Genomic DNA, 13,546 nt, shown 5'->3' on the forward strand with positions numbered 1-13,546 from the left:
AGGGGTTTTGATCGTCTGCGCGGCCCTTCGCGCGCGCCTGGTTCCGGCGCGCCGCGGCCGCCGTCGGTTCGGGCCTCTCTCGCGGCGTCCCTATCGCCGCCCTCACGGGATTTCAGAGCCGCTCCTCGTTGACGCTCGACCTTTACCGGATCTGACATGCTCGGCTTCGCCAAGAAATTTTTCGGTTCTTCCAACGACCGCAAGGTCAAGGCTTTTCAGGACCAGGCTCAGCGGATCAATGCGCTGGAGCCCAGGTTCGCGGCCTTGTCCAACGACGAACTGCGGATGATGACCGACGCCTTCAAGGACCGACTGGCGAACGGCGAGACCCTGGACAAGATCCTGCCCGAGGCCTTCGCCGTCGTGCGCGAGGCGTCCAAGCGGGTGCTGGGCCAGCGTCAGTACGACGTCCAGCTGGCCGGGGGCATGATCCTGCACGAAGGCGGCATCGCCGAGATGCGGACCGGCGAGGGCAAGACCCTGGTGGCCGTGGCCCCCGTCTATCTGAACGCCCTGGCCGGCAAGGGCGTGCACGTCATCACCGTCAACGACTATCTGGCCCGCCGCGACGCCGAGACGATGGGCAAGGTCTATCGCTTCCTGGGTCTCGAGGTCGGGGTCATCGTCAACGGCCTGTCCCAGGGCCAGCGCCAAGCCGCCTACGCCGCCGACGTCACCTATGGCACCAACAACGAGTTCGGCTTCGACTATCTGCGCGACAACCTGGTCTATGACCGACGCGAGATGGTGCAGCGTCCGCACAACTTCGCCATCGTCGACGAGGTCGATTCCATCCTGATCGACGAGGCGCGCACGCCCTTGATCATCTCGGGTCCGACCGAGGACCGTTCGGACCTCTACAAGGTGCTGGACGCCCTGATCAAAGACCTGATCAAGGACAAGGACACCTATGAGCTGGACGAAAAGCAGAAACAGGTCCTGCTGACCGAACTGGGTTCGGAGCGGATGGAAGAGGCGCTGGAAGCCGGCGGCCACTTTGCCGCCGACACCACGGGCCTGTACGACGCGGCCAACATCAGCCTGGTCCACCACGCCAACCAGGCCCTGCGCGCCAACACTCTGTATCAGCGCGACAAGGACTACATCATCAAGGGCGGCGAGATCGTCCTGATCGACGAATTCACCGGCCGCATGATGACCGGCCGTCGTCTGTCCGAGGGCCTGCACCAGGCCATCGAGGCCAAGGAGGACGTCAAGATCCAGCCCGAGAACCAGACCCTGGCCTCGGTGACGATCCAAAACTACTTCCGCCTCTATGAAAAGCTGTCGGGCATGACCGGCACCGCCGCGACCGAGGCCCAAGAGTTCGGCGACATCTACAAGATGGATGTCTTGGAGGTGCCGACCAACCGGCCGATCCAGCGCAAGGACTACGACGACGAGGTCTATCGGACCCACGAAGAGAAGAACCAGGCGATCGCCAGGCAGATCGCCGAATGCCACCTGGCCGGCCAGCCGATCCTTGTCGGCACCGTCTCGATCGAGCGTTCGGAGCAGCTGTCGGACCTGCTGAGCCGCTATGAGCACAAGGTGGAGGTGTCGCGCACGCTGAAGCCGGAGTATGCTGGCCGGGCCAAGGAGGCCGAGAAGATCGGCGACGCCGCCTATGACATCGTCTACGAGACCAAGCTGCGGGGCATTCCGCACAACGTCCTGAACGCGCGCCAGCACGAGCAGGAGGCCTATATCGTCGCCGACGCGGGCCTGCCCGGCGCCGTCACCATCGCCACCAACATGGCTGGCCGCGGCACCGACATCCAGCTTGGGGGCAACCTCGAGATGAAGATGCAGAAGTGGCTACTGGAACAGCGCAACATGGCTGTCGAAGTCACTCCCGAGATGGAGGCGGCCAAGGAGGCCGAGTTCAAGGCCGAGATCGCCGTCCAGCGGGAAATCGCGCTCGCCGCCGGCGGCCTGTTCGTCCTGGGCACCGAACGTCACGAAAGCCGTCGCATCGACAACCAGCTGCGCGGCCGCACCGGCCGCCAGGGCGACCCAGGCGTGTCGAAATTCTACCTGTCCTGCGAGGACGACCTGCTGCGCATCTTCGCCGGCGACCGTCTGGACTCGATCATGAAGACCTTCGGCGTGGCGCAGGGCGAGGCCATCACCCACCCCTGGCTGAACCGCGCCATCGAAACCGCCCAGAAGCGCGTCGAGACCCGCAACTACGACATCCGCAAGAACCTGCTGAAATACGACGATGTTGTGAACGACCAGCGCAAGGCCGTCTTCGAGCAGCGCCAGGAATTCATGGACTCCGAGGACCTGTCCGAACTGGTCGGCGATTTCCGCCGCGACGTGGTTTCCGACCTGGTCGAACGCTATATGCCGCCCAAGGCCTATGCCGAACAGTGGGACATCGACGGCCTGGACGAGAAGGTCCGCACGACCCTGGGCCTGGAGCTGCCGCTGCACGACTGGGCCGCCGAGGAAGGCGTCTCCAACGAGGAGATCGAGGAACGCCTGCTGGCCGCCGCCGACGCCCGCGCCGCCGAACGGCTGGAACTGATCGGCGCCGAACAGACGCGCGGTCTGGAAAAGCAGTTCATGCTGCAGATGATCGACATGCAGTGGCGCGAGCATCTGGTCCACCTGGACCATCTGCGCGGCGTCATCGGCCTGCGCGGCTATGGCCAGCGCGACCCGTTGCAAGAGTACAAGACCGAAGCCTTCTCCCTGTTCGAAAGCCTGCTCTACGATCTGCGCCACAATGTCACCCGCTGGCTGATGACCGTGGAGTTCCGCTTCCAGCCCCCGCCCGAACTGCCCGAGTTCCAGGAAATCCACCTGAACCCCGGCACCGGCGAGAACGAGATGACGAATCCGTCGGCTCAGAACCCGGAACAGGCCCTGATCGGCGACGACCGCTCCAAATTGCCGGTCGAGGCCCTGCCGCCGGGTTGGGAAATGACCGGCCGCAACGCCCCCTGCCCCTGCGGCTCCGGCCGCAAGTTCAAACACTGCCATGGCGCTCTGGCTTGAGAGGCGCGCCGTGCGCGGCGGCTTGTCGCCTGTGCGCTTGGTGAGACGTTCGTTCGACGGCTAAGGAAGAGGGATGACCTACAAGTCCCTCTTCTCCCGCGCCCTGGCGGCGGCGCCGGATCGGCTGCATTTCGCGGCGCATAGCCATCATCTGTGGCCCGACGCCGGTTTCGAGGGCCAGCAGCAGGCCTGGCTCGACGCCAATCGGCACGCCGATCACAAGTGGGACCTTGTGTTCGGCCAGGTGATCCCCGAGGCTCAGGCCCATGTCGCCGCCGAGCTGAACCTGGCGTCGCCAGACAGCCTGGTCTTTTCCTCCAACACCCATGATTTCCTGCTGCGCCTGTTCTCGGGATTGGAGCGGTCGCCGGCCCGCATCCTGTCGACCGACGGAGAGTTCCATTCTTTCCGGCGTCAGGCGGATCGGTGGGAAGAGGTCGGCGCGGCGGCGGTGACGCGCGTGCCCCTGGCGCCCTTCGACTCCTTCGCGGATCGCTTCGTCGAAGAGGCGAAGAGCGGGGGTTACGACTGGATCGTCGTCAGCCAGGTCTTCTTCCGCACGGGCGGCCTCTTCGACCGTATGGAAGACTTGGCCGCCCTGGCCCGGCCGGAAGGGCCGTGGGTCCTGATCGACGGCTATCACGGGTTCATGGCGACCCCGACCGATCTGTCGGCGGTGGCCGACCGGGTCTTCTACGTCGCCGGCGGCTATAAATACGCCATGGCGGGCGAGGGGGCCTGTTTCCTGCACGCTCCGCCCGACTTCTGCCCCCGACCTGTCGTCACCGGCTGGTTCGCAGAGTTCGGCGACCTGTCCGGGCCGCCCGGCGGGGTCCGGTATCGCAGCGACGGCGGCCGCTTCTGGGGCGCGACCTTCGACTGTTCGGCGCTTTATCGGTTCAATGCGGCGCGGCGGATGCTGGCCGAGCAGGGCCTGGACACTGCGGCCGTCGCCGCCCATGCGCGCGGCTTGGCGGCCCGGTTCCAGGCGGCGCTTGCGTCTGGCGAGGCGGGCGCGCCGGCCCGGGCGGAGGTGCTCAATCCGGTGCAGGGCGAGGCGCCCCGGGCGCGCTTTCTGGCGCTGCGCCATCCCGACGCCCCCGCCTGGCGCGCGGCGCTGAGGCAGGCAGGCGTCGTCGCCGATGTTCGCGACGATGTCATCCGCTTCGGCTTCGGCCTTTATCAGGACGCCGAGGACGTGGAACGTCTGATCGCCGCCTCGGCCGCCCTCTGATCAATAGAAGGTCGTGTCTTCCTGCTGGCTGGCGGCCGGTGCGGCCCGGCGAGGGGGCTGCGGACGCGCGGACGACGCGGCGGGCCGCGAGTTTCTCTGGTCTTGGCCCTGCGGACCCAGCGGGGCGGGGCCGGACGGGGATTCGATCGGCGGTATCGCCGGCAGATCAGGATAGGGCATGGCCGCCGTCCCGTCCGGCGCGCTTGGCTCTTCTTCGGACGGCGACAGCGCCTCTTGGGGGGCCCCCAGCCTGTCCGGCGCCCCGACATCGTCGCGGATGAAGGCCCAGGCTCGGCTGTCGGCGCAGCCGCAAGCCTTCAGGAAGCCGTCCCGGTCGCGCCACAGGATCAGGGGATAGCTGATCCGCACCCCGGCATCGCGCAGCAACCGTCCCAGCTGATCGTCGAACCGCCGCCCGGCCTCCACCACGGCGGTCCGCGCCAGATCGTTGTCCGCCTGGGGCAGGCCGGCCGCCGTCCAGCTGTTCGCGGGCGTCGCCATCCAGCGTTGGTAGAGCGGCCAGTCGCGGCTCAGCCACAGTTCCGAGACCGTGGCCCGCTCGGCCGCCGTTGATCGCGGCGTTCCCTCCGCATCGGCGCGCGCGAACACGATGAAGCGGGTCTCGACCCCCGCCGCCTTCAGCTTGGCGACCTCGTCTCGCAGATAGCGATGGCTGGCGGCGCTGTCGCGATAGGTGACGATATAGAGCGGCTGGCCCCCGCCGCCGTCCGAGACCCACGACGCCTCGTCCAGCAATCGCTGCACCTCGCCCGCATTGCGGCTGATCGTGACCGGCTGGAACCGGGAATAGAAGTTCCAATAGGCCCAGTAACCCCCGCCCGCGAGCAGCAGGCCGATCACGGCCGCGACGACCGAACCCATGAAAAAGCGACGCATGTCGACCCTGGCGCTCCAGCTTCACCTTTGGAAGTCCTCAACGCTTAGCATCGAAATCCGTTGTCCGCGCCCCGATCCCCGGCGATGCCGGTGCGGCGGCCTGACAAAATGTCGCGAAAATTCGTTTGCGCGGGTTCTTGAACCCGCCGGCGCCCTCCCCATCTCCCGTTCCGACGCTGCGGAACACCCCCTCCGAACCGCAGCGAAGCGAGACCGGCGCCCTCCCCTCCCCCTCCAGGCGCCGCTCGCGCAGGCCGCCGGACTCCCCCAGTCCGGCGGCTTTCTGCTTTGTGGCGCTGCACAATAATTCCAGGCTTATCGTCGATCACCAGAATGATCGGTCGCGGGGGGCTTCCCGCGCGACCGGACCTGGCCTAGTCAGCAGGCGTGGCGCCACGTCGCGCCGCGCATCTAGCGGCCGCGCCGCGTTGTTCGAGATTGCTCGTCCATGACCGCCCCCGATCTGCGCCAACCCGTCCAGCCTATAACGGAAGCTGCGCTGGAAGCGGCCTTCGCCCGGCTCGTGGGAACCGAGCCCGGCGCGGCGGAAAAGGTCTATCTGACCCAGGCGTACGAGGACTACGCCGCCGACGAGACCCCGGAACTGGACGGCGAGGACCTGGCCGCCCTTCTGGCCGCCTCCTGGACGGCGGCGAAGACCTATCCGCACGACGCCGCGCCGCCGGCTATCACCGTCGGCCCCTTGCAGGGCGCGGACGGCAAGGCGTTGGATTACGACCTTGTCCGCATCGTCCAGGCCGACGCCCCCTTCCTGGTCGACAGCGTCATGGGCGCCCTGGCCGAGGCCGGCGTCTCCGTGCGCGCCCTGTTCCACCCAGTGGTGGATCTGGACGGCCGTCGCCTGTCGATCATCATGCTGGTCATCGACGGCGTGCCCCAGGAGCGGCGCGACGCCTTGGGCGAGGGCCTGGCGCAGAGCCTGGCTGATGTCCACGCCGCCGTCGCCGACCACGAGGCCATGACCGCCCTGATGCGCCAGGCGGTCCAGCGGCTGGAGGCGACCCCGCCCGCAGTCGATCCGGCGGTCCTGGCCGAGAACATCGCCTTCCTGAAATGGCTCAAGAGCGATCATTTCGTCTTCTTGGGCGCGCGCGACTACGACTATCCGCTGAACGCCGCCGGAGAATACGAGGCCGAGGCGCCGCTGGCTCAGTCGGGCCACGGCCTGGGCATACTGGCCGACCCCGAACGCACCGTGCTGCGCCGCACCTCCGAACCCGCGGTCCTGACGGCCCAGATGCGCCGCCAGCTGGACCTGTCCGAGCCGGTCACGGTGGCCAAGGCCAACGCCCGATCTCGGGTTCACCGCCGCGCCTACATGGACTACGTCGGGGTCAAGCGTTACGGCGCGGACGGCAAGGCGACGGGCGAGACCCGCTTCGTCGGCCTGTTCACCTTCGAAGCCTACGATCAGCTGGCGACCGAGGTTCCGCTGGTGCGCCGCAAGGTGGCCAACGCCCTGGCCCGCGCCGACAAGGCGCCGGGCAGCCACAACGAGAAACGCCTGAAGAACATCCTGGAGAACTACCCCCGGGACGAGCTTTTCCAGATCAGCGAGGACGAACTCCTGTCCATCGCCCTGGGCATTCTGCACCTGTACGATCGGCCGCGCATCCGCCTGTTCTCGCGCCAGGATCCGTTCGACCGCTTCGTCTCGGTCCTGTGCTTCATCCCGCGCGAGAAGTTCGACGCGGCGGTGCGCGAACGCATCGGCCAGATCGTGGCGCGCGCCTGGGGCGGTCGCATCTCCGCCTGGTATCCGCAACTGTCCGACGCGCCCCTGGTGCGCGTCCACTACATCATCGGCGTCAAGCCGGGCGACCATCCGATCCCCGATCCGGTCCAGTTGGAGGCCGATGTCGCCGAGGCCGGTCGCGGCTGGGTCGACCGCTTCGAGGCGGGGCTGCGACGTTCGGGCGTGGAGGAGGTCTCGGTCGGACCGCTCAGCGCCAAATGGGCGCGGGCCTTCGGCGCCGGCTATCGCGACCGCTACGACGCGGACGAGGCTGCGGTCGATCTGCAGTTCATGACCCGGCTGAACGACAGCGGCGCGCCGGGGGAGGGGGAGCCGGTCGCCGTGCGCGCCTTCCGCACCCCGGACGACAGCCGCCTGCAGTTCCGCTTCAAACTGTATCGCCGCGGCTCGGCCGTGCCCCTGTCCGACGTCCTGCCGATCCTGGCGGCCATGGGCCTGAAGACGCTGGAGGAATACGGCAACGCCATCCGTCCGCTGGGCGACGCCGAAATCCACATCCACGAATTCCTGATGGAGGATCCGCGCGGCGAGGCGCTGATCTTCAACGACGTGAAGGGACCGTTCGAGGAGGCCTTCGCCGCCGTCTGGACCGGCCGCAACGAAAGCGACGGCTTCAACCGCTTGGTGATCGAACTGGGCGTGCAATGGCGCGACGCCGCCTTGATCCGCACCCTGGCCCACTATCGCCAGCAGACGGGCCTGGACCCATCGCAGACGGTGCAGGAAGAGGCCCTGCGCGAATACCCCGACGTGGCGCGCGCCCTGCTGTCGCTGTTCAAGGCCAAGTTCGCCCCTGAAGGTGGTTCGGCCGATGCCCGCGCGCCGGCCGTCGCCGAGCTGGACGCCAAGATCGTCACCCTGCTGCAGGACGTGAAGAGCCTGGATCACGACCGGGCCCTGCGCCGCATCGCCGCCCTGATCGGGGCGATCAAGCGCACCAACTATTTCCAGCTGGACGCCGACGGTCAGCACAAGCCGCACATTTCGATCAAGATCGCCTCGCGCGAGCTGGACGACCTGCCGCTGCCCAAACCCTATCGCGAAATCTTCGTCTGGGCGCCGCATGTGGAGGGGGTGCATCTGCGCTTCGGCCCGGTCGCGCGCGGCGGTCTGCGCTGGTCGGACCGTCGCGACGACTTCCGCACCGAGGTCCTGGGCCTGGTCAAGGCGCAGCAGGTGAAGAACGCGGTCATCGTGCCGGTCGGCTCCAAGGGCGGCTTCTATCCCAAGCAGCTGCCCCGCACCACGGACCGCGAGGCGATTCAGGGCGAGGCTATCCGCGCCTATCGCACCTTCCTGTCCGGCCTTCTGGACATCACCGACAATATCGCCGCCGACGGTTCGGTGACCCATCCGGCCAATGTCATCGCCTGGGAAGGCGACGACCCCTATCTGGTCGTGGCCGCCGACAAGGGCACGGCGACCTTCTCCGACATCGCCAATGGCGTCTCGGCCGCCTACGGCTTCTGGCTGGGCGACGCCTTCGCGTCGGGCGGCTCCATCGGCTATGACCACAAGGCCATGGGCATCACCGCGCGCGGCGCGTGGGAGGCGGTCAAGCGCCACTTCCGCGAAATGGGCAAGGACATCCAGACCCAGCCCTTCACCATGGTCGGCGTCGGCGACATGTCCGGCGACGTCTTCGGCAACGGCGTCCTTCTGTCCAGGGCGACGCGCCTGGTCGCCGCCTTCGATCACCGTGACATCTTCATTGATCCGAACCCGGATCATGCGACCAGCTGGACCGAGCGCAAGCGTCTATTCGACCTGCCGCGCTCGTCCTGGCAGGACTATGACAAGCGTTTGATCTCCGAGGGCGGCGGCGTTTTCTCGCGCTCGGCCAAGGCGATCCAGCTGACGCCCCAGATCAAGGCGGCGCTGGACGTCGCCGACGACGTGCTGGACCCCGTCGGGCTGATCCGCGCCATCCTGAAAGCGCCGGTCGAACTGCTCTATCTGGGCGGGATCGGGACCTATGTGAAATCAGCCGCCGAGACCGACGCCCAGGTCGGCGACAAGGGCACCGACGCCCTGCGCATCAATGGCGACGAACTGCGCGTCAAGGTCGTGGGCGAGGGCGCCAACCTGGGCTTCACCCAGGCGGGCCGCATCGCCTTCGCCCATAACGGAGGCCGCATCAACACCGACGCCATCGACAACTCCGCCGGGGTCGACACGTCCGACCACGAGGTCAACATCAAGATTCTGGTCGGCTCGGCCGTGACCAACGGCGTCCTGCCGACGGACCAGCGCGCCCCGCTTCTGGCTTCCATGACCGATGAGGTGGGCCAGAAGGTTCTGGCCCACAACTACGACCAGACCCTGGCCCTGACGCTGCAACAGGCCGAAGGCCCCGGCGCCCTGGACGCCCAGCAGCGGTTCATGCAAGCCCTGTCGGCGCGTGGAAAGCTGGACCGCAAGGTCGAGGGCCTGCCCAACGACGCCCGCGTCAAGGAGCTGATGACGGCGGGCATCCCGCTGGCCCGGCCGGAGCTGGCCGTCCTGATGGCCTACGCCAAGCTGGAGCTGTCAGACGACATCGTCGCCTCGCAGGCGCCCGAGGATCCCTTCTTCGAACAGATCCTGGTCCGCTACTTCCCCGAGGCCCTGGCCCGGTTCGAACCGGAGATGAAGAGCCACCGTCTGCGGCGCGAGATCATCGCCACCGTCATGGCCAACGAAGTCGTCAACATGTGCGGCCCGACCTTCCCCGACCGCCTGCGCGGTTCGGCGGAATGCGACACCACCGCTCTGATCATCGCCTTCGAGGCTGCGCGCCGCGTCTTCCGCCTGGACGAAGCATGGGACGCCGTGTCGGCCCTGGACCTTAAGATCTCGGCCGAGGCGCAGATCGCCCTGTATCAGGAGATCGCCGTCGTCCTGCGTCGTCAGACCTTCTGGCTGGCCCGCCGCGCCAAGGGCGGTCTGTCGGTTCAGGCCCTGATCGACCGCTATCGTCCGATCGCCGACGCCTTGCAGGCCGAGGGCGCGCCGGTCCTGTCGCGCTTCGAACAGGGACGCCTAGATGCGCGCGTCAAACGCTTCGCCGACCACGGTGCGCCCGAGGATCTGACCCGCAGCATCGCCATCATGCGCCCCCTCGTCGCCGCCTCCGATATCGGGGACCTGGCGCAGGAGGCGAACTGGCCGGTCGGGGCCATGGCGCGCCTGTATCACCAGGTCGGGGCCGCCTTCGACTTCGACCGGCTGCGCGCCGCCGCCGGCTCCATTCCGTCTGCGGATCATTTCGATCGTCTGGCCGTGCGTCGCCTGATCGAGGATCTGATGAACGAACAGGCCGCCCTGACCCGCGCCGTCGCCCGCGCCTCCGATCCGTCCGTCGGTGTCAGCGAGGACGCGGCCGAGGCAGCCGTCGACGCCTGGATCGGCTCCAAACAGGCGACGGTCGAGGGCGTGCGCGCCTCGGTGGACGAGATCGAGCAGTCCGGCTCGGGCTGGACCTTCGCCAAACTGACCATCGCCAACGCCACCATCCGCGACCTGGCTTCGGCCGCGACGCGGGGCTGAGGCGGGCTCGAGGCTCAGGCCGCTTGACGGGGCGGCCGTCTGGCGGCCTCTTCTCGTCCGACATCAGGCTGGGGAGGCCGCAATGCCGAGAAAATTCCTCGTCGTCGTCGACGACAGCCCCGAGTTCGACGCGGCCCTGCGCTTCGCCTCGCGCCGGGCCAGATCGACGGGCGGGCGCGTGGTCATGCTGCGCGTCCTGCCGTCCGACAGCGACGCCCACTGGTCCGGCGCCCGCGAGGAGATCGCCCGTCAGCAACGCCAGGAGGCCGAGGTCCTGCTGAATCGTCTGGGCGAGGAGGCCATGGCCCGCTCGGGCGCGGCGCCGGTCTTCTTGATCGAGACCGGCGACGCCCAAGGGGCCATCAAGAAGGTCGTCGCAGCCGATCCCGACATCAAGATCCTGGTCCTGGCGGCTGGAACCGGCTCGCGCGGGCCTGGGCCGCTCGTCTCGGCGATCATCAAGCACGGCGCCCAGATCGGCGGCCGAAAACTGCCCGTCACCATCGTTCCGGGCGAGCTGACCGAGGAAGAGATCGAAGACCTGGCTTGAGGGCTTGGGCGGTGGAGCGGGCGTCTATCCCTTCGGGACCAGCCGCCACATGCGCAATGGATGACGCACGGTCCCCGCCTCGGCGCCGGCCGCATCGCCCCGGCCCATGTAGAGGTCCGCCCGCACCGGCCCGCGAATGGCCGAACCGGTGTCCAGCGCCATCGCCAGGCCGCGATAGCTGGCGCTGGCCCCGCGCAGGTCGCCGCCGTCCGCCTCCAGCCAGACCAATTCGCCGTAACGCCAGTGCGCCGGATCGACCGCGATGGCCCGCCGCTCGGTCAGGGGCACGCCCGCGGCCCCCGCCGGATGGCCGTCATCGTCCGGGTCCAGGCGGAAGAAGATGTAGCGGGGGTTCAACGCCATCACGGCCTGCGCCTGATCGCCCCGATGGTCCGCCAGCCAGGCCCGGATCGCGTCGCCCGACGTGCCGTTCTGGGCGAGCAGACCCTGCTGGGCCATCGGGCGGGCGATGCCGACGAAGGGTCTGCCGTTGTCGGCGGCGTAGGCGGCGCGTTCCCGCGTCCCGTCCTCGAAGGTCAGATAGCCCGACCCCTGGATCTGCAGAAAGAACAGATCCTCGGCCCGCATCCACGCCAGGGCCTGGTCGGGCCTGGCGGAGTATTCGATAGAGGTCCGGTCGCCCGCCGCGCGCGGATCGGCGGGCTTGGGCAGGACGGGGGCGGAGAACTCGGCGTCCGGCCGTCGACGCGCGGGATATTCCGGCGCGAAGTACGATGTCAGCAGTCCGGGCCGTCCGTCGGCCGTCGCGGCGGGCGCGGCGCTGAAACTGGCCTCGAAGAAGGCCCGGGCGTCCGACGGGGTGACGATCATGGTCGTCGCCATGGCCTTGGCCCGTGCGCAGACCGCGCGCGCGGCGGGGGCGCGCGCCGCGTCGCATCCGTCGACATAGGCTCGGAAAGCGGCCAGGTGGTCCTCGTCGTTCCAGCCCGGCAGGACGGCGGGGCTCAGTGCGCCTGACGGCGTCGACGGCGGCCCTCCCGGCGTCGGCGAGGGCGTATAGGGGATGGGGCCGCCCGGAACCCCGCCGGCCGGCGGGGTCTGTCCTTGGGGCCGCGTCGGACCGGACGAACAGGCGGCCAGGACCATCAGGGCGACCAGGCCCAGCGCCCCCGACGCCGGCCGGCTGACGCCCCGCATCAGGCGTTGGCCGGCTCGACGCGCGCCAGAACCCAGTTGGGATCGGCCGCGCCCAGGGTTCGTTCGAAGGTCCAGTGCTCGGCCGTGCGGCGCTCCTCGACCAGCGGCTCGCCGGTTTCGGAATCCGCCGTCTCGCCCGAGGCCTTGGTCACGCGGCTGCGCAGTTCGGCCAGGAAGCGCACCTTGGCCACGGCCTTGTCGCCCTCGGCGACGGCGCCTTCCAGATCGGCGCGCGGCGGGAACAGGAACTCCACCGTTTCCGTCTCGCCGCGCGTCTCGCGCGCCGCGATCCCGGCCTCGAACGAGGCCATGACATTGGGCTTCAGCAAGGGTTTCAGCGCCGCCCGGTCGCCGGCGGCGTAGCCCCGTACGATGGTCTCATAGGCCTGGCGCGCCCCGTCCAGGAACCGAGCCGGATCGAAGGCCGGATCGCGCGCCTTCAGCGAGGCGATCGAGGCTAGGGTGGCCGGGTCGATGGCGGGCGCCGCAGGCCTGTCGTTCGCCGCAGGGCTGGGCACGACCGCCTTGGCGTCTTCCTGCGGCTGGCGTCCCACCCGCTTGCCCAGCACATTGTAAAGCTGGAACAGGACGATGGCCGCGATCACGGCGAAGACGACGATCTGGAACTGGACCGGCAGGTTCAAGGCGGGATTCCTGTAGCGACGGGCGCGCCAAACGGCTGTCTGGCGTGATTAGGGTGTCATATAGGGCGAGGCAAGGCGAACCGCGCCCCCAATCGCGCGCTCGACATTGCGGCCAAGCGTCCCGGCATGGTAGTCGCGGCGCCTCATAATGGCCTCATCGGCCTCAAATCGCTCAGAAGACCGCCTCATGACCGACGCCGCTCCTCCCGCCGAACAGCCCCAGCAAGGCGACGCTCCGCAGGGTCAGCCCGCCGGCCCCGGTTTCCGCATCCTGGCCCAGTATGTCCGCGACTTCTCGTTCGAGAACCCGCGTGCGCCGGAATCCCTGCGCATCGACGGCAAGCCGGCCATCGACCTGGGCGTCGAAATGGCAGCCCAGGGCCGGCCGGACGGCCTGTTCGAGCTGGACCTGAAGCTGTCGATCAAGGCGACCCACGAGAACCAGCCCGTGTTCCATGTGGAACTGGTCTATGGCGGTCTGTTCCAGCTGGCCAATGTGCAGGAACAGGACATCGAGCCGCTGCTGCTGATCGAATGCCCGCGTTATCTGTTCCCCTTCGCGCGCGAGATCATTTCGGGCGCCACGTCCGACGGCGGTTTCTATCCGCCGTTCCAGCTGGACCCCATCGACTTCGCCGCCATCTATATCGCCCGCCAGCAGCAGATCGCCCAGCAGCCGGTCGAAATGGGGCAGGCCTAAAGGGTCGCAGGTCCTGCGGCCGGGGCCTTGGGCGTCTCGGCTGCGGCGAGAG

General features: G+C 68.3%; 8 protein-coding genes. 5 read left to right on the forward strand and 3 right to left on the reverse strand.

From position 1 onward, the window contains the following. Window positions 1–156: 156 nt before the first annotated feature. Complete coding sequence (gene secA, locus AC0L6G_RS12130; RefSeq protein WP_291535495.1) at window positions 157–3,006, forward strand: preprotein translocase subunit SecA; 2,850 nt, start codon at window positions 157–159, stop codon at window positions 3,004–3,006. Between the two features lie 73 nt (window positions 3,007–3,079). Next, on the forward strand, window positions 3,080–4,240 hold the full coding sequence (locus tag AC0L6G_RS12135; RefSeq protein WP_473252318.1) for an aminotransferase class V-fold PLP-dependent enzyme: 1,161 nt from the start codon (window positions 3,080–3,082) through the stop codon (window positions 4,238–4,240). On the opposite strand, the gene AC0L6G_RS12140 is transcribed toward AC0L6G_RS12135, so the two are convergent. Further along, window positions 4,241–5,137, reverse strand: a complete 897-nt coding sequence (locus tag AC0L6G_RS12140; protein WP_473252319.1) for a hypothetical protein — start codon at window positions 5,135–5,137, stop codon at window positions 4,241–4,243. Between the two features lie 448 nt (window positions 5,138–5,585). Here AC0L6G_RS12140 and AC0L6G_RS12145 point away from each other — a divergent pair, with 448 nt between their 5' ends. After that, a complete protein-coding gene (locus AC0L6G_RS12145) occupies window positions 5,586–10,442 on the forward strand; it encodes an NAD-glutamate dehydrogenase (RefSeq protein WP_473252321.1) in 4,857 nt (1,618 codons plus the stop codon). Between the two features lie 82 nt (window positions 10,443–10,524). Continuing rightward, the gene (locus AC0L6G_RS12150) at window positions 10,525–10,992 is read left to right on the forward strand and encodes a universal stress protein (RefSeq protein WP_473252323.1); all 468 of its coding nucleotides are present in this window, start codon (window positions 10,525–10,527) and stop codon (window positions 10,990–10,992) included. Between the two features lie 24 nt (window positions 10,993–11,016). On the opposite strand, the gene AC0L6G_RS12155 is transcribed toward AC0L6G_RS12150, so the two are convergent. Next, entirely contained in the window at window positions 11,017–12,150 is a 1,134-nt protein-coding gene (locus tag AC0L6G_RS12155; RefSeq protein WP_473252325.1) for an MltA domain-containing protein, read from the reverse strand. Beyond that, a complete protein-coding gene (gene timA / locus AC0L6G_RS12160; protein WP_473253247.1) occupies window positions 12,150–12,788 on the reverse strand; it encodes a TIM44-related membrane protein TimA in 639 nt (212 codons plus the stop codon). Before timA ends, AC0L6G_RS12155 begins: the two co-directional genes overlap by 1 nt. 193 nt (window positions 12,789–12,981) lie before the next feature. On the opposite strand from timA, the gene secB reads away from it, so the two are divergent. Next, complete coding sequence (secB, locus tag AC0L6G_RS12165) at window positions 12,982–13,494, forward strand: protein-export chaperone SecB (protein ID WP_291535501.1); 513 nt, start codon at window positions 12,982–12,984, stop codon at window positions 13,492–13,494. Window positions 13,495–13,546 lie beyond the last annotated feature (52 nt).

This window comes from Brevundimonas sp. D3-1P, from assembly GCF_055809335.1.

Bases quoted from the DNA above. Each gene is read 5' to 3' on its own strand.
- secA (WP_291535495.1), top strand. From the start codon at position 157: ATGCTCGGCTTCGCCAAGAAATTTTTCGGTTCTTCCAACGACCGCAAG.
- AC0L6G_RS12135 (WP_473252318.1), top strand. From the start codon at position 3,080: ATGACCTACAAGTCCCTCTTCTCCCGCGCCCTGGCGGCGGCGCCGGAT.
- AC0L6G_RS12140 (WP_473252319.1), bottom strand. From the start codon at position 5,137: ATGCGTCGCTTTTTCATGGGTTCGGTCGTCGCGGCCGTGATCGGCCTG.
- AC0L6G_RS12145 (WP_473252321.1), top strand. From the start codon at position 5,586: ATGACCGCCCCCGATCTGCGCCAACCCGTCCAGCCTATAACGGAAGCT.
- AC0L6G_RS12150 (WP_473252323.1), top strand. From the start codon at position 10,525: ATGCCGAGAAAATTCCTCGTCGTCGTCGACGACAGCCCCGAGTTCGAC.
- AC0L6G_RS12155 (WP_473252325.1), bottom strand. From the start codon at position 12,150: ATGCGGGGCGTCAGCCGGCCGGCGTCGGGGGCGCTGGGCCTGGTCGCC.
- secB (WP_291535501.1), top strand. From the start codon at position 12,982: ATGACCGACGCCGCTCCTCCCGCCGAACAGCCCCAGCAAGGCGACGCT.